Annotated in this window: 19 protein-coding genes; 11 read left to right on the forward strand and 8 right to left on the reverse strand. The window is 36.1% G+C overall.

The window, feature by feature from the left end:
• The first annotated feature begins 61 nt into the window (after positions 1 to 61).
• From EG342_RS19135 to EG342_RS19165, 7 genes are all read left to right on the forward strand, one after another.
• Positions 62 to 1,276 carry an ATP-grasp domain-containing protein gene (locus EG342_RS19135; protein ID WP_103292214.1) on the forward strand — a complete coding sequence of 405 codons (1,215 nt, stop codon included), beginning with the start codon at positions 62 to 64 and terminating at the stop codon, positions 1,274 to 1,276.
• A 22-nt stretch (positions 1,277 to 1,298) separates the two neighbouring features.
• The gene (locus EG342_RS19140) at positions 1,299 to 2,012 is read left to right on the forward strand and encodes an alpha/beta hydrolase-fold protein (RefSeq protein ID WP_103292213.1); all 714 of its coding nucleotides are present in this window, start codon (positions 1,299 to 1,301) and stop codon (positions 2,010 to 2,012) included.
• A gap of 233 nt (positions 2,013 to 2,245) precedes the next feature.
• Positions 2,246 to 3,199, forward strand: coding sequence for an ATP-grasp domain-containing protein (locus EG342_RS19145; protein ID WP_103292212.1), 954 nt, complete (start codon positions 2,246 to 2,248; stop codon positions 3,197 to 3,199).
• A gap of 32 nt (positions 3,200 to 3,231) precedes the next feature.
• Positions 3,232 to 4,350 (forward strand): carboxylate-amine ligase, encoded by a 1,119-nt coding sequence (locus tag EG342_RS19150; protein ID WP_103292211.1) that lies wholly within the window; start codon positions 3,232 to 3,234, stop codon positions 4,348 to 4,350.
• 33 nt (positions 4,351 to 4,383) lie between these two features.
• The gene (locus EG342_RS19155) at positions 4,384 to 5,217 is read left to right on the forward strand and encodes a type 1 glutamine amidotransferase (protein WP_103292210.1); all 834 of its coding nucleotides are present in this window, start codon (positions 4,384 to 4,386) and stop codon (positions 5,215 to 5,217) included.
• Between the two features lie 231 nt (positions 5,218 to 5,448).
• On the forward strand, positions 5,449 to 6,633 hold the full coding sequence (locus EG342_RS19160) for a hypothetical protein (RefSeq protein WP_103292209.1): 1,185 nt from the start codon (positions 5,449 to 5,451) through the stop codon (positions 6,631 to 6,633).
• 72 nt (positions 6,634 to 6,705) lie between these two features.
• The gene (locus EG342_RS19165) at positions 6,706 to 7,164 is read left to right on the forward strand and encodes a hypothetical protein (RefSeq protein WP_103292208.1); all 459 of its coding nucleotides are present in this window, start codon (positions 6,706 to 6,708) and stop codon (positions 7,162 to 7,164) included.
• Positions 7,165 to 7,215: 51 nt separating this feature from the next.
• Here the strand turns inward: EG342_RS19165 and cphA are convergent, their stop codons facing one another.
• Entirely contained in the window at positions 7,216 to 9,846 is a 2,631-nt protein-coding gene (cphA, locus tag EG342_RS19170; protein ID WP_103292207.1) for a cyanophycin synthetase, read from the reverse strand.
• A gap of 198 nt (positions 9,847 to 10,044) precedes the next feature.
• Here cphA and EG342_RS19175 point away from each other — a divergent pair, with 198 nt between their 5' ends.
• The 4 genes from EG342_RS19175 (at position 10,045) to EG342_RS19190 (ending at position 12,691) form a co-directional block, all read left to right on the forward strand.
• On the forward strand, positions 10,045 to 10,935 hold the full coding sequence (locus tag EG342_RS19175) for a cyanophycinase (RefSeq protein ID WP_103292206.1): 891 nt from the start codon (positions 10,045 to 10,047) through the stop codon (positions 10,933 to 10,935).
• Between the two features lie 39 nt (positions 10,936 to 10,974).
• Positions 10,975 to 11,463, forward strand: a complete 489-nt coding sequence (locus EG342_RS19180; RefSeq protein ID WP_103292205.1) for a hypothetical protein — start codon at positions 10,975 to 10,977, stop codon at positions 11,461 to 11,463.
• 51 nt (positions 11,464 to 11,514) lie between these two features.
• A complete protein-coding gene (locus EG342_RS19185) occupies positions 11,515 to 12,357 on the forward strand; it encodes an isoaspartyl peptidase/L-asparaginase (protein ID WP_103292204.1) in 843 nt (280 codons plus the stop codon).
• A 97-nt stretch (positions 12,358 to 12,454) separates the two neighbouring features.
• On the forward strand, positions 12,455 to 12,691 hold the full coding sequence (locus EG342_RS19190; protein WP_103292203.1) for a YtxH domain-containing protein: 237 nt from the start codon (positions 12,455 to 12,457) through the stop codon (positions 12,689 to 12,691).
• A 143-nt stretch (positions 12,692 to 12,834) separates the two neighbouring features.
• On the opposite strand, the gene EG342_RS19195 is transcribed toward EG342_RS19190, so the two are convergent.
• The 7 genes from EG342_RS19195 to hisS form a co-directional block, all read right to left on the reverse strand.
• The gene (locus EG342_RS19195; protein ID WP_185126904.1) at positions 12,835 to 13,632 is read right to left on the reverse strand and encodes a class I SAM-dependent methyltransferase; all 798 of its coding nucleotides are present in this window, start codon (positions 13,630 to 13,632) and stop codon (positions 12,835 to 12,837) included.
• Positions 13,633 to 13,653: 21 nt separating this feature from the next.
• Positions 13,654 to 14,391, reverse strand: coding sequence for an ABC transporter permease (locus EG342_RS19200; protein ID WP_123868133.1), 738 nt, complete (start codon positions 14,389 to 14,391; stop codon positions 13,654 to 13,656).
• On the reverse strand, positions 14,388 to 14,924 hold the full coding sequence (locus EG342_RS19205; protein WP_103292199.1) for a PH domain-containing protein: 537 nt from the start codon (positions 14,922 to 14,924) through the stop codon (positions 14,388 to 14,390). Before EG342_RS19205 ends, EG342_RS19200 begins: the two co-directional genes overlap by 4 nt.
• Before the next feature lie 59 nt (positions 14,925 to 14,983).
• The gene (locus tag EG342_RS19210; protein ID WP_103292198.1) at positions 14,984 to 15,625 is read right to left on the reverse strand and encodes a GNAT family N-acetyltransferase; all 642 of its coding nucleotides are present in this window, start codon (positions 15,623 to 15,625) and stop codon (positions 14,984 to 14,986) included.
• An 18-nt stretch (positions 15,626 to 15,643) separates the two neighbouring features.
• Positions 15,644 to 16,504: a PH domain-containing protein gene (locus EG342_RS25390; RefSeq protein ID WP_103292197.1), complete on the reverse strand. Its 861-nt coding sequence runs from the start codon at positions 16,502 to 16,504 to the stop codon at positions 15,644 to 15,646.
• A 10-nt stretch (positions 16,505 to 16,514) separates the two neighbouring features.
• Entirely contained in the window at positions 16,515 to 17,378 is an 864-nt protein-coding gene (locus EG342_RS19220) for an SHOCT domain-containing protein (protein ID WP_103292196.1), read from the reverse strand.
• 183 nt (positions 17,379 to 17,561) lie between these two features.
• Entirely contained in the window at positions 17,562 to 18,911 is a 1,350-nt protein-coding gene (hisS, locus tag EG342_RS19225) for a histidine--tRNA ligase (protein WP_103292195.1), read from the reverse strand.
• Positions 18,912 to 19,034: the final 123 nt, after the last annotated feature.

Below are 19,034 nucleotides of genomic sequence, written 5' to 3' on the forward strand. Positions count from 1 at the left end.
AATCAAACAATAAAGAAATGCTTTTATTTTTGAAAAATCACTAAAACTTAAAAAACATTATATGGAGGAGAAAACTATTGTATGCATTTCGTGCTATTACAAAGGCTATGATTTCATGGATGAAATGAAAAAGCTTGGTAATAAAATAATCTTAGTAACATCAGAAAACCTTAAAGAAAAAAACTGGCCCTGGCACGCTATTGACGAAGTATTCTACATGCCGGAGCTAAAGCCGTCTGTCTGGAATCTGGAACATCTGATTCAAGGATTTTCACACTTAATGAAAACCAGAAAAGTGGATGCTGTAGTTGCCCTTGATGATTATGATGTGGAAAAAGCTGCTCTGATCAGGGAAACATTTCGTATTCCAGGGATGGGACAAACAACACACCGTTATTTCAGAGATAAACTGGCTATGCGCCAGAAGGCTAAAGATTCCGGGATCAATGTACCTGAGTTCACTGCTGTTTTCAATGATGATACCGTCAATGAATTTGCAGACAGAGTCCCGGCTCCATGGGTATTGAAACCCCGCTCGGAGGCATCAGCATCCGGTATTAAGAAGATTACTTCTAAAGAACAGCTTCATGAAGCATTAGATGTCCTTGGTGAAGAACGTCATCTCTTTTTGCTGGAAAGTTTTAAGCCCGGTGATGTATACCATGTAGACAGTCTTACTTTTAATAAAGAAATTGTGTTCACTTCCGCATCAAAATACCTGGCTCCGCCGATGCAGGTTTCACATGAAGGAGGCGTATTCCGATCCAAAACATTGGGAAGATATTCTGAAGAGTTTAAAGCACTTGATGAGATCAATTCCAAAGTGCTTTCCAATTTTGGACTTATGAACGGCGCCACTCATACGGAGTTTATTCACGGAAAAGAGGATGGAAAATGGTATTTCCTTGAAACATCATCAAGAGTGGGAGGCGCTCATATTCCTGACCTTGTAGAAGCTTCAAGCAGTATTAATATCTGGCGGGAATGGGCAAAAATTGAAGACGCCTTACTAAGAAACAAAACTTACACAGCTCTCCCTCCTACCGAATATTATTCAGGACTCATTGTAGCCTTAATCAAAGATAAAGAACCGGATTATAATAGTTTTGAATGTGAGGAAGTGGTAAAATTTCTTCCCATAGAGTACCATGTCGGAATTGTTTATAAATCCAGTGATGCCAATATCATCCAGGAAAGATTAGACGCCGCCGCTGAAAAGATCCATGCAGAAATGCTCAACATTTTGCCTCCCAAAAGCACTAAGCTGAGCAGCTAAACATAACTTAAAGAAAAAATCAATGCCTCATATAGAACATACAGATTATTATTCAAACATATTGGGAACAAGCCTTAAAGTGGAAGTAACCGGGCATTTTGGCCATCCCGTCATCATGTTTCCTACTTCCCAGGGACAATATACCCAAAATCATGATTTCCACCTTAACGGAAGTATCAACTGGTTTGTAGAACAGGGAAAAGTAAAACTTTATAACATCCAAACCATCGATAGCTGGAGCTTTTATGATGATAAAATATCACCCCAGCAAAGGATAAGAAACTACGAAAGGTATGTGCAGTTTCTCATTAAAGAATTTGTACCATACATTCAAAAGCTGCATAAAACACATCGTGTCGCCGTTGCAGGAGCCAGCTTTGGAGGATATCATGCCGCCAACTTTGCTTTCAGGTTTCCGGATGTGGTTTCGCATTTGTTTTGTCTCTCCGGCGCTTTCAGTATAAGGAATTTTATGGACGGATATTCTGATGATCTGGTATACTACAATTGTCCCAGAGAATTTATAAGGAATGACGAAGCATGGAAGTACAAACATATGCATATTGTATTGAGTACTTCCGATCAGGATATATGCAGGGATAAAAACATTGAAATGGCAGAAATATTAAGAGTTAAAGGCATCGATTTCTGGTATGATGAAAGAAAATGGATCGGCCATGACTGGCCATTGTGGAGAATGGTATTTCCAACCTTTATAGGAGCTTATTTTTCTTAAAAAATTAAATTAAAAAAGAATTCAACTATAAAAAAATTTTTTGAAAAGGAAAGATTATCAACTTTGCCAGAATATCACAATTGAAGACGTGATATTCCTCTCCGCCGGAGGGGTGGCGAAAATTCAAAGAATTTTTGACGGGGTGGTTTAAATTTTAACCAAAAATCAATATTCACCCATTATTTAAAAAGGACAAAAAAGAAAAAAATATACACCTATTAAAAACAAAAATTATGGCAAAAAAAGTAGGAATTCTATTTGGTATGGAAGATACGTTTCCCTGGGCATTTATAGACAAAGTAAATGAATTGGGAGGTGGAGAAATCATAGCTGAACCTGTAACGATTGATAAACTTGAACAAGGTGCAGATTATGGATATGCCGTTATCATTGACAGAATTTCACAGGATGTTCCTTTTTACAGAGCGTATCTGAAAAACGCAGCACTTAATGGCACTTATGTAATCAATAATCCCTTTTGGTGGAGTGCTGACGAAAAGTTTTTCAATAATGCCCTGATGATCAAACTGGGAATTCCGTTACCAAAAACTGTACTTCTACCCTCGCATGAAAGACCGACCAATACTTCGGAAACCTCATTCAGAAATCTGAAATTCCCCCATGACTGGGAATATATTTTTAATTATGTTGGATTTCCTGCTTACATGAAACCTCATGACGGAGGTGGATGGAAAAGCGTATACCGGGTAGAAAATCCGGATGATCTCTGGAATAAACTGGGAGAAACAGAACAATTGGTAATGATGGTACAGGAAGAAATTGTATTTGATGATTATTACAGAGTATATTGTCTTGGCAGAAAATATGTCCACATCATGCCTTATGAGCCGAGAAATGCTCCTCATTTAAGATATGCAACAACGCACCAAACTGAAGGTGCAGAGCTTGAAAAACTATTGAAAACCATTCATGATTATACCATTACAATGAATGAAGCATTGGGCTATGATTTCAATACGGTAGAATTTGCAGTAAGAGATGGGATTCCTTATGCCATTGACTTCTGTAATCCTGCTCCGGATGCAGATAAGAATTCTGTGGGTGAAGAAAATTTCGCATGGATTGTAGAACATGCCGCCAAACTGGCCGTTGAAAAAGCAAAAGAATATGTTCCGGGAAAACCTAATATCACTTGGGGAACTTTCGTGAAAGATTCAATAAAATAAAGATTGAAAAAGAAATAAAAAACACAAGGAAAATGCATCAATTTACTATTGGAATCGAAGAAGAATATCAAATCATTGATGTTGAAAGCAGAGATCTTGTTTCTCATGTTTCAAAGATCATTGAAGGCGGAAAGGCTGTTTTAAGTGAAAACCTAAAGCACGAAATGCACGAATCTATGATTGAAATGGAAACGGGTATCTGTCAGAATATTCAGGAGGCAAAAGCAGAATTAACCAACTTGAGGCGTCACCTGATCAATATTGCTCATGAGCAGGGATTACGGGTTTCCGGAGGCGGCACACATCCTTTCTCCCACTGGTCAGATAATAACATTACCCAAGGAGAAAGATACGTCAAAATTGTAGACGACATGGGAGATGTTGCTCGTGAAAATCTTATTTTCGGGCTTCATGTACACATTGGAATCCCCAACCGTGAAGAAGGGGTAAGAATCCAGAATGTCATGCGTTATTTTTTACCACATGTCTACGCTCTTTCTACCAATTCCCCGTTTTGGATCGGAAGATATACAGGATTTAAATCCTACCGACAGGAAGTTTTTGTGAAATTTCCCAGAACCGGTATTCCGAGCTATTTTAATTCTCTGGCAGAATTTGACAGCTATGTTGATCTTCTGGTAAAAACCGGAACCATCGACAATGCCAAAAAAATCTGGTGGGATCTGCGGGTACACCCCTTCTATCCTACGATTGAATTCAGAATCTGTGATATGCCGTTAAGAATTGATGAAACCGTTTGTCTGGCTGCTATCATGCAAAGTCTCGTAGCAAAAATCTATAAACTGCACCAGCAAAATTTAAGCTTCAGAAGCTACAGAAGGCTGTTGTTAAATGAAAATAAATGGCGTGCTTCCAAAAGCGGTATTGAAGCTCATCTTATTGATTTTGGGAAGGAAGAATCAGTGCCATATCCTCATTTACTGAAAGAACTTTTAGAATTTATCGACGACGTAGTAGACGATCTGGGATGCAGAGAAGAAGTAGAATATGCCTGGAAAATACTGGAAAACGGAACCGGTGCAGACCGACAACTTCAGATCTTCAAGGAAACAGGCGATCTTACCAAAGTCGTGGATTATATGATCTCTGAAACAGAATATGGTATCACTCATGGAGAAACCGCTTCATAATATTTTTGGTAACTTTACAAAAAATATGATGTAATGAAAGATATTCGAATTGCTCTGCTGGACATGAACAACAACCATGTTAATCAAGGCTTTAGAAATATTAAAGAAATTTCTGAAACATTTCAGCAGAATTCTGAAGAAAATGTAGTGATCCAAACATTTGATGTGAGGTTTAAAGATGAAATGCCGGAAATCGGAGATTTTGATATATTTATTTCTTCAGGTGGCCCGGGAGATCCGCACAGAGAAGGTCTTGCGTGGGAAGATCGGTTTGCTGATTTTTTAGATACCATTTTCGAACACAATAAAAATCATGAAGATAAAAAATACCTCTTCCTGATTTGCCACTCTTTCCAACTGGCAAGTATCCACTGGAAATTAGGGAATATCTGCAAGAGAAAATCTTATTCTTTTGGAGTGATGCCCGTTCATAAAACGGAAGAAGGCAAGAATGAATTTTTGTTTAAAAACCTTCAGGATCCTTTTTATGCCGTAGATTCCAGAGCATATCAATTTATTGAGCCTGATCTGGATCGTTTTGAAAAGCTTGGAATGAAGATGATGGCTATTGAGAAATTCCGTCCTCATATCAACCTGGAAAGAGCGGTAATGGCTGTTCGTTTTTCTGATGAAATATTTGGAACTCAGTTCCACCCGGAGGCCAGTCCTCAGGCACTTATTGAGAATCTGAAAGATGATAAAAACAAAGAAGCGATGATCGAGAATTTCGGAATGGAAAAGTATCTTGAAACAATGGACAGGATAGATGACGAAGATAAAATCATTCTGACCAGACACCAGATTCTTCCACGATTTCTTCAGTTAGCAAAGGAAAACATTTTAAAAGAAGCTGAATCTTTGGCTTAAAAAATTAATTAATATCACCCGCAAAGGTCACAAAAGCATGTAACGCTTAAGTTCTTTTTTAGTTACTACTACCTATTTGAGAAGTACACTTAAGTTTTTTGAAAATCAAAAATTTACCATTATGTGAATTTTATACAATTCAAAAAAATTCTTTTGTAGCTTTTGCAACTCAATCTAAATTACAAATCGGGCCAATGCTCGATTTTTTTAACATCACAAAAGAAAAAAAATATGATTCCAAAATACAGAAAGCAATTTAATCAGGAGTTTTCACCAGAAAAATACCAGCAGCTCAAAGATATTTTAACGCAAAAAGGAGGTATAGAACCTGGCTTCAGAATTTCAGAAAGCCCAATATTTCTTACTAAAGATTTTGAAAATAAATTGCTTGATGCCAGTGAAAGTGTTATCAGCCAGATAAAAGCTATTCCGGCAGAAACTCTTCAGAAAGCCATTCCTGAAAACTGTAAAGTTCCTAATGATACTGATCAGCCACACTTTTTTACCATAGATTTTGGAATCTGCAGAAGTGAAAATGGAGAAATTGAGCCTCAGTTGATAGAACTGCAGGCGTTTCCTTCTCTATATGCTTTTCAAAAAACGTTTGAAAATACGTTCTGTGAAGTCTATCCGTTTTTATCAGATATCCGGAATACAATGCCTCATGAAACTTTTAAAAGCTATTTGAAAGATTTGATTGTAGGTGGTGAAAATCCTGAAAACGTAATTATTCTTGAAATCCTTCCGGAAAAACAGAAAACCGCCATTGATTTTGCTTTAACAGAACAATTATTAGGAATAAAAACCTTATGTCTGACAAAAGTAAAGAAGAAAGGCAAAAAACTGTATTATGAGAATAATGGTGAGCCGGTGGAAATTAAAAGAATCTACAATCGTGTGATATTTGATGAGTTGGATAAAACCCCTGATCTTGTTACCGAATTCGATTTCCGTGAAGAAGTTGATGTAAAATGGATTACCCATCCTAATTGGTTTTTTAAAATTTCCAAGTTCCTTCTCCCATTATTACAACATCAATTCGTTCCTAAAAGTTATTTCCTTCATGAATTTCCAGAAGATGAAAGTTTGGAAAACTTTGTATTAAAACCTTTATTTTCATTTGCCGGCAGCGGAGTGAATTTAAATCCAACAAAAGAAATTACGAACGCTATTGATGACAAAGAAAATTACATTTTGCAAAGAAAAGTAACCTATGAACCTGTTTTTGAAGATATCAACGGAGATTTTTCAAAAGCAGAGATCCGTTTGTTGTATATTTGGCGTGAAAATGATGAACGCCCTATTCTATTGGAAAATTTGGGAAGAATGACCAAAGCAGCTATGATAAATGTAGATTTCAACAAGAAAGACGCCATTTGGATTGGAAGTTCCAATGCTTTTTTTGGCGAAGGATAACTTAAAATATTTAGAACAGTTGTTTTTTTCAGCTTTATCAAACCTAAAAAACTTTTAATAAAACTAATATACATGGAACAAAAATCAACTTTTGAAGAGTTTGAGATTAACAACAATTTTGCACGAAGGAGGAGTTTACTCCCTTTATGGATCAAGATTTTCACCTGGATTTTTTTCTTAGGAGGAATTGTCGGTGTTTTGATACTGGGATTTGGATTTTTCCTTGATAATACGGATCTGTCACTGTATGGTTTGCAAACTACACAACCTTATAGTGTAACCGGCTTCATCATCACTTATCTTTTTATTTTCAAGGGTATTGTCGCGTATGGACTTTGGTTTGAACAAAAATGGGCACCTAAAGCGGCAATTGCCGATGCTGTTTTAGGGATCATCATCTGCGGAGTCGTTATGTTTATTTTACCTTTCGTAACGGATTCAACACATTTCACTATTAGATTTGAACTTGTTGCACTCATTCCCTATCTGACAAGAATGCAGAAAATTCAAAAAACCTGGGAAAACTTATAAAAACAAAAACCTTCGAAATTTCGAAGGTTTTTTATTTCTGAAAAATATTTCTTATAAATTTTTATCGTCTTCCAGAACTTCTCTGGCCTGATATTCCTGTACCAGATCAATTGCATTGGAGATTACATCGCTTAGAGCAGTAATAAAAGTTCCATCTTCAGCCATTCCCATGGCATGTTTCAAGGCTTCAATTTCTTTTGGAATGATCTCATAGCTTACATCTCTTCCTGAAGACTGCATGCCTTCAATAATCAATCCATTGATCTCTTCTTCAGTTCTCCCGCGCAAATGCTTCTCATTTCTGATGATAATATGATCAAACATTCTTCCGGCAATTTTTCCACACTCTCTGATATCTCCGTCACGTCGGTCTCCAACTCCTGAAATGATGCCTATTTTCTTGGTGGATTCTACGTTTTTAAGATAATCTTCAATGGCTTCATAGCCTGAAGGATTGTGTGCAAAATCAATGAGAACTTTAAAGCTTTTAAATTTAAACACATTTAATCTTCCCGGAGTAAGCTGAGCACTTGGAATGAAAGTCCTTAAAGAATTGGAAATATCTTCAATTCCAAAACCATAAAGATAACTTGCCAAACTCGCAGCCAGCACATTTTCAATCATAAACCGGGCTTTACCTTCCATCGTAATCGGAAAATCCTTCGCTTTTCCGATTCTGATTTTCCAGTCTCCTTTTTTAATGGTTACAAAACCTTCCTCATAAACACAGGTAATTTTCCCTTCCTTTGCAAATTTTACGATATGAGGATTATTCTCATCCATACTGAAAATCGCAATATTACTGTCGAGATCATTTACAATTTTCATTGAATATTTATTGTCGGCATTCAGTACGCTCCAACCGCTTTTCTTTACACTATCGAGTACTACCCGTTTTACTTTGGTAAGATCTCTCAGGTTGTGAATATCATTCATTCCTAAATGATCTTCCTCGATATTAGTAAGAACTCCGATATCACACTGGGAAAAGCCCAATCCGGAGCGCAGAATTCCTCCTCTGGCTGTTTCAAGAACCGCAAATTCAACGGTAGGGTCTTTCAATATAAATTCTGCTGATAATGGCCCGGTAGTATCTCCTTTAGACAGCATTGTATTTTGAATATAAATACCGTCGGAAGTGGTAAATCCTACTCTGTAGCCATTACTTTTGACAATATGTGAAATCAATCTTGTTGTTGTTGTTTTCCCGTTGGTACCTGTGACCGCAATAATCGGGATGGTAAACGGTTTCCCTTGTGGATATAGCATATCTACTACGGGAGCAGCAACATTTCGTGGCAACCCTTCACTGGGGGCGAGATGCATTCTGAATCCGGGAGCAGCATTTACTTCTATGATCGCACCACCACTCTCCTTTAAAGGCTGAGTTAAGTTTTCTGCCATAATATCAATACCGCAAACATCAAGTCCGATAATCTTGGAAATCCTTTCAGCCATAGTAATGTTTTCCGGATGCACCATATCTGTAACATCAATGGAAGTTCCCCCTGTCGAAAGATTAGCCGTAGACTTCAGATAGACGATTTCTCCTCTTTGAGGAATGGTTTCAAGGGTATAATGAAGTTTTTCGAGCAGCTCCTGCGTATCTTTATCTACTTCAATTTCAGTAAGAACATTTTCATGACCATACCCTCGTCTCGGATCTTTATTTTCTCTTTCAATAAGCTGCTCAATATTCAATTCTCCGTCTCCTACAATGTGAGCGGGAACTCTTCTTGCGGCGGCGACCATTTTATTATCTATCACCAGCACTCTGAAATCATATCCGGTAATGTATTTTTCAACAATTACTTTTCTGGAATATTTCTGAGCGTGTTCAAGACCTATTTTAGCAACTTCCCAATCGTTAACATTAATTGACGACCCTTTTCCATGATTTCCATCCAAAGGTTTCAAAACAACGGGATAGCCAATTTTTCTGATCACCGCCTGTAATCCTTCTTCATCAACGACAAGATCTCCGATCGGAACCGGTATCGCTGCATCATGAAGCATTTTCTTGGTCAGTTCCTTATTACATGCAATATCTACTGCAATGGAACTTGTTTTTCCAGTAATGGTAGCCTGAAAACGTTGCTGGTTTACTCCATATCCAAGCTGTACCAATGAATTTGTGCCTAATCTGATCCATGGAATTTTTCTGGAAACCGCTTCTTCTACAATACTTCCTGTAGATGGCCCCAGACGAACACGTTCTCTGATTTCTTTTAATTTATGAATACATGCATTTAAATCATACTCTTTACCTTCAATCAATACCTGTGCAATTTTCACGGCTTCTTCTGCCGCATAAATCCCGGCATTTTCTTCGATATAATTGAATACAACGTTATATACTCCCGGAGTTTTTGTTTCACGGGTTCTTCCAAACCCGACATCCATTCCGGCCAGTGTTTGAATTTCCAGTGCGATATGCTCAATGACATGTCCCATCCAGGTACCTGTTTCCACTCTATGGAAAAAGCCGCCTTCCACTCCTTCCGAGCATCGGTGTGTGATCAGCGACGGTATTAATTTTTCAATCCTTTCCCTGAATCCGTCGATTTTATTGGTAGGGTAATTTTCCATTTCTTCAAGGTCTAATCTCATCTGTATCAGTTTCTTTCTTCTGATACTCCAGATATTAGGACCACGTAGTGCCTGAATCTTTTCGATTTTCATAGTCTATTGGCAGTTTTACAGTTAACGATAACTCCTTTCATAGCCAAAGATAATGTAAAACCCTAAACGAAACTATACCACATTTAAAGATTTATTAAAAAAAAATTAATTTTCATTAACAATCTTAAAACATTAAAAATCAACGAAAGATGGCACGAATTTCGCCAAAGAATGTTAATTATTTTTTAATTTTGTACCATGACGAAACCTGTTGGCAAATTAATAGTTATTGGAGGAGCTGTAAACAAAGGAAGTTTTGCAGAAACCGATTACGATCAGAACATCGAAAAGAATCTTAATTTTTTTGAACGAGGAATCTTACGAAAGATCATCAATGAATCAAAAAACAAAGAAAATTCTATCATAGAAGTTGTAACTACGGCTTCTCAGATACCACAGATCGTAGGTACAGAATATAAAAAAGCTTTTGAATTTCTAGGGGCAAAAAATGTAAACATTCTTGACATTCACAATCGTGAAGAAGCCAATTCTGATGCCATGGTGGCTAGAGCCAATGCAGCAGATGTAGTGATGTTTACCGGTGGAGACCAATTGAGATTAACATCTATTCTGGGTGGAACCAGATTTCATGATACAATTTTACTAAAATATCAGGAACAGGATTTTATCTATTCCGGAACTTCTGCGGGAGCCGCCGCTGCATCTGAAAATATGATTTATCAGGGAAGCAGCTCTGAAGCTTTGTTGAAAGGCGAAATCAAAACTACTCAAGGATTGGGTTTAATTGATAATGTTATCATTGATACCCACTTTGTACAGAGAGGTAGAATCGGGCGTCTTTTCCAGGCTGTGGTTAATAATCCTAGAACACTGGGAATTGGATTAGGTGAAGATACGGGGCTTTTCATTCATAATGATGTCATGACCGCTGTTGGATCCGGACTGGTAATTCTTGTAGACGGAAGATTTATTAAAGATACCAACCTTACCAATATTAATCTTGGAGAACCTATCTCTATTGATAATTTAACGGTACATGTAATGTCTATGAATGATCATTACGATCTTATCACAAAGACATTGACTATTGAAAATTCACAATTTAATCCGATACCGCAGGATAAATAGTTCAAAACTAATTCTTATTTTAGTTGAAAATAAAACTAAATGAAAGAAGAAAAAATTGAACAATTTATAGATCTTCTTCTGGAAGGTTATGAGGTGGAAAATAGGGAAGAAATCATTTCAAACTGTACTTTATGCTATGAAAACCCAGTTGAATATATTAAGAATAATGACGCTGAATGGGTAATTGAAAGTGATGAAGACGGTGCATTTGAATTTTCAGTTTCAAACGAACTTTTTAATTTTCTGATTCGGGGTGATAAAATAGATGAAGTACATGAACTTATTGATGAAAGCCTCCATAACATCATTGGAGATTTTCCAATAGAAATAAGATATGCCGGTGATTATTTTAAATGGCTGCAACCTAAGCTCGATCAGGAAGATCCACCACTGGAAATTATTGAACTCGCCGATAGCTATTCTGATGAATTGCAGCTTATCATTATAGAAAAACATAATGTAGAAAGGATATCAAAACTTTGTCAGGAATTAAAGGTTCACTTTAGAAGAACTTCAATACCATTTTAATAGTATTTTCGGACAAAATAATAATTAAAAAAATAAAACTAAACTTTATTTATGAAGCTCATCATTCACGGTGGTTTTTTTTCAGAAAGCGATCAAAGCCATGAAGTAAAAACTGCAAAACAGAACTCTTTAAAAGAAATTGCTCAAAAAGCTTTTGAATATCTTCAGACTCATTCTGCTTTTGATACGGCTGCCTACGCTGTTTCTCTTCTTGAAGACAATCCGCTGTACAATGCCGGAATCGGCTCTCAGATCCAAAGTGATGGCGTTATTCGTATGAGTGCTGCCATTATGAATGGAGAAACTCAGAAATTAAGTGGAGTAATCAATATTCAGGACGTCAAGAACCCGGTTTTTGTTGCCAAAGATCTGATTGGGGAAGATGACAGGGTTTTAGGCGGAAGAGGAGCAAAACAATATGCGACAGAGCATGGTTTCGAAAACTTCTCTACGGAAATTCCACAAAGAAGAAGTGAATATGAGGCTAAACTCAATAATGGAGGAAAAGGAACGGTAGGTTGTGTAGCGATTGATAAGGAAGGAAAACTGGCAGTTGCCACTTCTACAGGAGGAAAAGGTTTTGAGATTCCCGGAAGAATATCAGATTCTGCCACGGTGGCCGGAAACTATGCCAATGCCTTCTGTGCCGTAAGTTGCACAGGTGTGGGGGAAGATATTGTCAGCAATGCTACCGCAGCCAAAATTGTAACTAGGGTTACCGATGGTATGAGCCTTCAAAATGCATTTACCAAAACATTTGATGAGCTTAAGGTCATTGACGGATTTGCAGGTGCCATCGCTATTGATAAAGAAGGAAATGTATATCATCAGGACTCCTATCCCACTATGGTCTTCGCCAGTTTCGACGGGGAAAACTTTGATATCTTTTCTTAATTTTAACATTTTTTTATAATTATATTTATTTTTTTGGCACGTATTTTACATAACTACTAATAACAAATTTTAATATTAATTCATAAAAATAGAAATCATGGGAAACAAGACAAAAGGTTTATTAGCTTTATTAGGTTTAGGTGCTTTAGCATACTGGAAATATAAAAATTCGTCTCCTGAAGACCAACAAGCTGTAAAAGACAAAATCAATACAGCAAAAGACAACCTTAACAAATGGGGAAGTGATCTAAAAAGTAAAGCCAATGATGTTGCTTCTCAGGTACAGAATAAAGTTGATGAAGCTAAAACAAAGGCTGAAGATACTTTAAGCTAAAAAATAGACAGTAGTTTTTTTAACATTCATATATGGAAAAGTCATCGTAATTTTTAATACGATGACTTTTTAATTTTATACAATTGAATGGTAAGTACTGAATTTAAAAATATCCTTTTATGAAATAGATAGAAAGTTCAGACTTACTCTTCGTTCTTCTGCGCCTTCAGAGCAAAAACGATTGGTATTTTATTTCCAAACTGAGGAATTCTCCATTTCCCTTTTTCAAATTCTTCTACATGTTTGAAACAAGGATATGGCGACCAGTCAAATTCACGGAAGGTTTCCAGTTTCACATTCTGCTTCAACAGATTGTCGAGAGTTTCGGCCAAAGAATGGTTCCACATTACATATTCCTGTACAATAGGTGCTGATTGATCGGCATATGTTCCTTCATAAGTTTCTACAATAGGCTTTTCATTGAAATAATTGTACGCTACTTTTGTAAAGTCATCATCAAACATCCAAACCACCGGATGAAATTCTGCCATAATAAATTGACCACCAGGCTTTAAAAAATAACTGATAACACGGGACCACTTTTCCAGATCAGGAAGCCAGCCTATCGTTCCATAACTTGTGTAAACAATATCAAACTTCTGATCCAAAATATTAGGCAAATCATAGACATCGGAGCAAATAAACTCAGTGTCTGTACTGCACTTTTGAGCCAGATCTCTTCCTGCTTCAATTGCTTTATCAGACAAATCAATTCCGGTAACTTTTGCCCCCATTCTTGAAAGCGAAATAGAATCCTGCCCAAAATGACATTGAAGGTGAAGAATGCTTTTCCCTTGTATATCTCCGAGTAGCTCCAGCTCTATTGAATTTAATGAGGTCCTGCCTTTTAAAAATTCATCTACAAAATAGAAGTCAGACTTTAAATGTGGTTCTACTTTGGCATTCCAGGATTTTTTATTGATTTCTAGGTAATCTTCCATTGTTTTAATTTTTAAATAATTTTAATTTCCCTGAATAATATAATTTTTCTCTATTAATTTTCTTTCAGGTTCATTGGGATTGTCCGGCTGAAACCAAACCTCAACCCTGCTTCCATAATAATCTCCCCAATCTCCTTCTTTCACTGTAAAATCTTTGTCACCACTTGAAAATTCTTTCAGTTCATCACTAGGATTAAAGACTTCCCTCATCGATTGCTTTTTAATTTCTTTTTCGGAAAGAATCCGGTTGGTATTAAAATCATAGACTCTTAAATAGACCTTACCTTTTTCTATTCTATTCAGGAAAACATCGTATTTATAAGTTCCAGGCTGTAAGTAATCATAGATAAGGATATCAGGCTGGGTAACCTCTACAAGCTCTTTTTCATTCGAAAACAGCTTCAAAGGCATTGAAAATTTTACATTTTTGGGGTTTTTAATATCATTATTATAAGGCTTATAAGGGCTTTTAGGCGGATAAAAAGCAAACATGCCACCAATGATAAAAAACATTATAAAGCTTAAAAGACATTGCCAAAGCCCATTTTTAAATTCGCCTTTTTTAAACATCCTTGAAATTCCCAATATAAAACTTACACCCGCAGCCAAAAATGGAATAGCCGAGAAAAAGTTCCATGTAAAGCTGCTAATTGGTAAAATAAGGATCAGTAACCAGCAAAAAACGCCTATAAATAATGCAATAAAAGAGGTAAAATACCATCTCCAGTTTAATGCTCTAAAAACGACTTCTTTTATCATAACTTATCTATAATTTTTTTCTTCTGATCATTGAATTCTTCTTCACTCAAAACTCCGCTTTCTTTTAACCTTCCCAATTGTTCCAGCTGGTCTAAAACGCTAGGTTCAGATTGATGTTGAGTATATTCTTCAGGACGGGACATAAAGTCTCTAACCTTTTCACAAAATAGCTCAGCATGGTATTTTCCTACTCCATCAATCTCTACAACATCATCAGTAACCTGAATATCTATAGAGGCCAGTAATAATGCAGTCTCGTATTGTATTGAACTGATTTTGCCATAAGAGAAATCTTCTACTTTCAATCCGTACATGAATTCCTTATCTACAAAGATCAATCTTCTGTCTGTAGCTACTAAAATGATATGATGATTGTTTATTTTATTTCTGCCTTCAACGAGATAAACAATTCTTTCGTCTTTTGAAAGAATATCCGGTAACTCATGAATTTCCTTTCGGGCAAATATGGTAGGGCTGATATCCAGCTTTTCAAGTTCTTCTCTTATCTCGTCGAGTCTTGATTTTTCGCTCATGGTTATAGTTTATGGGTTTAAATTCCTATTTCTTGTTCAAAAAACAATTATCTTAATTTTTAATTTTCAGATGGAATTACAATTGAAGAATGTAAGCAATACACTTTCCAGCCTAAAGTTTCATACAATAACCTTCCTTCTTCTGTTGCAACCAGGAGATTATTTGAAAATCCTTTTGATAAAGCTATTTTCTCCAGTTCTTTCAATAAAAAAGAAGCCAGTCCTTTCCTTTGATGATCTATTTCGGTAACAATCCGATCATAAACGGCAACATCATCTATTAAAGAAACACGACCTATTGAAGCCTGTTCACCATTCTCAGCAACAATTCTGACAACAAAAGTTGTATTGTACTCAGAAAATTCCAAATGATATCCTTCTGCCAGACTGATTTCTGGGAAAATCATCGGATGAAAACAGGTCATCAGATATCCCTGTGGCTGAAGTTCCCATTTTTCGGGAATATTTTCTATAAACTGATCAGGAGAGGTACTTACTTTCAGATAAACCCAGGGTTCATCGATTGAGTTGGCCAGGTGAAAAAAGTCTTCATTGGGTTCAGGAAAAACATAACGTTCTTTTTGTTTTTCGTCTCCCACGAAGACAAAAAATCCCGACTTATAATGAACAGGAAGAGATACTTCTCTTGATAAACACCATCCTTTAAGCCAGTTTTCTACGATTTCTGCTTTATCCTTCATGATTAGGAATCAAAAGTTTTATTTTAATTGTTCCAGCAATTTTCTTTTTTGTTCTGTAAACTCAGTATCGGTAAGAATACCACTTTCTCTCAATTTACCCAGTTTTTCCAACTGTTCAAGAATGTCAAGGGAAAATATTGAGTTTGCAACTGTATTTGTAACTACATTTACAGGACTTGCCTGCTCCTGAGATTGCTGTACCGGATTGTTATAAATGGGTCTTATGATGCCATAGAACGCTTCTGCATCTTCTTTATCCATAAAGCACTCAAATTCTACCAATCTTTCATCAAGGTGCAGCTTAATGATTGGAGATCTCTGATCTGTTAAAAAACTTACAGATTTTATCGTCTCATTTGGATAATCATTGATTTTAGCTGCTCCAAACATTGCTTTAGAAATAGAAATCATTCTTTTGGAGGTCGCCAGCAGTATTCCCGCGGCCAGTGTATTGACAAATTGGGCATCTGTAATGGCAAGGATTTTCTCATCCTCAGAAATTAGATACGGAAGTTCCTTAACCTCTCCTTTTGTAAATACTGAAAGATTGGCATTCAACTTTTCCAGTTCTGATTTTATCTTCTGCTTTCTTCTTTTGTATACTTCCTTAGAAATATTTTGGGGTTCTTCTTCCTTCGTCATAGGAAGATTTTCCTGTCTTATAGCAGGTGAACTTTCTTCTGTTTTCTTATTTTGAATGACTTTGTGAATATCATCAAGGTTGAACTGATGAAGATTATACAGCACTTCCTGATTGATGTAACTTATTTTATCTAAACATTTATTGCATATAACACCACCATCAGAAAGTTTATTCTCACCCAAAAGCGTATCCATAGATGTTAACGCTGTCCCACACAATGAACAAGTATTACTCATTTTTCAATATTTACAATTTATCAAGAAGCTTTTTCTTTTGTTCTGCGAACTCTTCTTCAGTTAAAACTCCCATTTCTCTTAATTTCCCCAGTTTTTCCAATTGTTCAAAAATAGTTACGGAAGCTTCTTTACTTGTTGCATACACATCTTCCTGAACCAAGCCGGAAATATTTTGCTGAAATGCCTGTAAATTTTCCGTTTGTGGTTTTTGATATGTTTCCGGATTTTGAATATTCCCGTTTACAATCGAAGAAAATGCTCTTCCATCATTTTTGTTGTGGAGTTTAAATTCTGCTGAAACACCTTTAATATTGACTTTCAAAATAGAATACAGTAAGTCTTCAATGTGCTCAATGGAAATAATTTCACGAATAGGAAATTCGTTTCGAACCACTCCTCCCAAAATCTTTTTATCAATAAAAACAACTCTCCATGGTGTTGCGAAGATAATCCCTTCCCGCTTATTCTGAAGATAGATACATTCAGCAATCGCCACTAGATTTTCGTTTTTATCAAGTATAGTATCCAGCATATTGACCTCTTCATTGGCAAGGACACTGAGTCTTGCATTAAGAGCTACGATCTGGTCTTTAATTTCGTCAAGCCTGGTTGGAGCATCATATTCATATTTATTTCCCGTGGAAAATGGTGTTCCGCCAGCATTTTGACTGGCATCAATTTTACTTTTAAGAAACATCCCCGTTATTTCAGCAAAATAAAACTGATCGAGGTTATTGATAAGATCTCTATTGATTTGAATGGCTTTATTAAAACATCCGGAACATAAATAACCACCATCTGCAAGCTTATTTTTCCCGACAAGCATGTCAGCAGATGTTAACGGAGTTCCACATAATGCGCAAATAGAATTCATCTGGTTTTTAGTTTTTAAGTTTATCAAGACAGCGTGCTGCTATTCTATTTTTGTTATTTTGACCCAAATTACAAATTCTGATTTGATTTTTAAGTCTAAAAATATTTAAAATTCATGGGTTATAAAAAAATAACTCAAAGCCAATAAAGACCTTGAGTTATTTTATATCATTTTAAATATTTTTTATCCTAAAAACTCTTCTAAAGAAACTGTCTTTTGTTCTCCTATTTCCAGATTTTTAAAAGTTACGGTATTGTTTTTAAGTTCCTCTTCTCCAAGGAAAACAAGATTTTTAATACCTTTCTTTTCAGCATAAGTAAACTGCTTATTCAATTTTGCGCTCTCCGGATACAATTCTGCAGAAATTCCTTTGGCCCTCAATTGCATAATAAGTCGTAAAGCTTCTGTTGTTTCTTCACCTCCAAAGTTGGCAAACAGATATTCTATCTTAGAAGAAGCTTCTTCAGGGAAAAGATTCAGTTCTTCCATTACCAGATAGATCCTGTCTAATCCGAAAGAGATTCCGATTCCCGGAACATTTTTAACACCAAAAACTTCGGTAAGATTGTCATATCGACCGCCTCCACCGATGGATCCCATGGCCACTTCATCTGCCTTTACTTCAAAGATAGCTCCGGTATAATATTCTAATCCTCTTGCTAACGTAATATTGAATACAAGGTTTTGCATATCAACCCCAAGATTTAAAGATTGTGTAAGTACGAATTCAAGTTCTTCAACTCCTTTTAATCCTATTTCATTACCTGTAAACTTTTCTTTGAGCAAAAGAAGATTTTCTAATGCGTCATCAGATTGTTCGAATAAGAAATCCAGTTTATCGATTGATTCCTGAGAAATTCCTCTTTCCAGTAATTCCTTTACCACACCATCTTTTCCAATTTTATCAAGCTTGTCTAAAGCTACAGTAAAATCAATCAGCTGATCTGTGATACCGGCATATTCTGCTAATCCGGAAAGGATTTTTCGGTTGTTCATGTGAATCGTTACAGGAACTTTCAGATCTGCAAATGATTTTAAATACAGCTGAACCAAATCTACTTCCTGGAATAAGCTTTCACTTCCTACAATATCCGCATCACACTGATAAAACTCTCTGAATCTACCTTTTTGAGGTCTGTCTGCTCTCCAAACCGGTTGAATCTGGTAACGTTTAAAAGGGAAAGTCAATTTCCCATGATTCATGGCTACAAATCTTGCAAAAGGTACAGTAAGATCATAACGAAGGGCTTTATCCGAAATTTGTGAAGTCAGCTTTTGATGGTTTTTGTTATCCCAATCTTCCTGATTTACTTTTGCAGTGTATTCTCCTGAGTTTAAAATTTTAAAAATCAATCGATCACCTTCTTCTCCGTACTTTCCTGTCAACGTAGAAAGATTTTCAAAGCTTGGGGTTTCCAATGGCTGAAATCCGAATAATTCAAAATTATTCTGTAAAATATTGATAATATATTTTCTTCTGAAAACTTCCTGTGCTGTAAAATCTCTCGTTCCTTTTGCTAAACTTGGCTTCATTTTTTGTATGTCATTTTGATAAACGCAAAAATAAGGAATTACGGGGACTTTACACAGGATAAAAAAGCTGAAGAAATAATCTTCCTCAGCTTTTGTAATTACGCTATCATTTATCCTGAAAAA

It is taken from the genome of Chryseobacterium lactis (assembly GCF_003815875.1).
Taxonomy (GTDB): Bacteria; Bacteroidota; Bacteroidia; order Flavobacteriales; family Weeksellaceae; genus Chryseobacterium; species Chryseobacterium lactis.

Bases quoted from the DNA above. Each gene is read 5' to 3' on its own strand.
- EG342_RS19135 (WP_103292214.1), top strand. From the start codon at position 62: ATGGAGGAGAAAACTATTGTATGCATTTCGTGCTATTACAAAGGCTAT.
- EG342_RS19140 (WP_103292213.1), top strand. From the start codon at position 1,299: ATGCCTCATATAGAACATACAGATTATTATTCAAACATATTGGGAACA.
- EG342_RS19145 (WP_103292212.1), top strand. From the start codon at position 2,246: ATGGCAAAAAAAGTAGGAATTCTATTTGGTATGGAAGATACGTTTCCC.
- EG342_RS19150 (WP_103292211.1), top strand. From the start codon at position 3,232: ATGCATCAATTTACTATTGGAATCGAAGAAGAATATCAAATCATTGAT.
- EG342_RS19155 (WP_103292210.1), top strand. From the start codon at position 4,384: ATGAAAGATATTCGAATTGCTCTGCTGGACATGAACAACAACCATGTT.
- EG342_RS19160 (WP_103292209.1), top strand. From the start codon at position 5,449: ATGATTCCAAAATACAGAAAGCAATTTAATCAGGAGTTTTCACCAGAA.
- EG342_RS19165 (WP_103292208.1), top strand. From the start codon at position 6,706: ATGGAACAAAAATCAACTTTTGAAGAGTTTGAGATTAACAACAATTTT.
- cphA (WP_103292207.1), bottom strand. From the start codon at position 9,846: ATGAAAATCGAAAAGATTCAGGCACTACGTGGTCCTAATATCTGGAGT.
- EG342_RS19175 (WP_103292206.1), top strand. From the start codon at position 10,045: ATGACGAAACCTGTTGGCAAATTAATAGTTATTGGAGGAGCTGTAAAC.
- EG342_RS19180 (WP_103292205.1), top strand. From the start codon at position 10,975: ATGAAAGAAGAAAAAATTGAACAATTTATAGATCTTCTTCTGGAAGGT.
- EG342_RS19185 (WP_103292204.1), top strand. From the start codon at position 11,515: ATGAAGCTCATCATTCACGGTGGTTTTTTTTCAGAAAGCGATCAAAGC.
- EG342_RS19190 (WP_103292203.1), top strand. From the start codon at position 12,455: ATGGGAAACAAGACAAAAGGTTTATTAGCTTTATTAGGTTTAGGTGCT.
- EG342_RS19195 (WP_185126904.1), bottom strand. From the start codon at position 13,632: ATGGAAGATTACCTAGAAATCAATAAAAAATCCTGGAATGCCAAAGTA.
- EG342_RS19200 (WP_123868133.1), bottom strand. From the start codon at position 14,391: ATGATAAAAGAAGTCGTTTTTAGAGCATTAAACTGGAGATGGTATTTT.
- EG342_RS19205 (WP_103292199.1), bottom strand. From the start codon at position 14,924: ATGAGCGAAAAATCAAGACTCGACGAGATAAGAGAAGAACTTGAAAAG.
- EG342_RS19210 (WP_103292198.1), bottom strand. From the start codon at position 15,625: ATGAAGGATAAAGCAGAAATCGTAGAAAACTGGCTTAAAGGATGGTGT.
- EG342_RS25390 (WP_103292197.1), bottom strand. From the start codon at position 16,504: ATGAGTAATACTTGTTCATTGTGTGGGACAGCGTTAACATCTATGGAT.
- EG342_RS19220 (WP_103292196.1), bottom strand. From the start codon at position 17,378: ATGAATTCTATTTGCGCATTATGTGGAACTCCGTTAACATCTGCTGAC.
- hisS (WP_103292195.1), bottom strand. From the start codon at position 18,911: ATGAAGCCAAGTTTAGCAAAAGGAACGAGAGATTTTACAGCACAGGAA.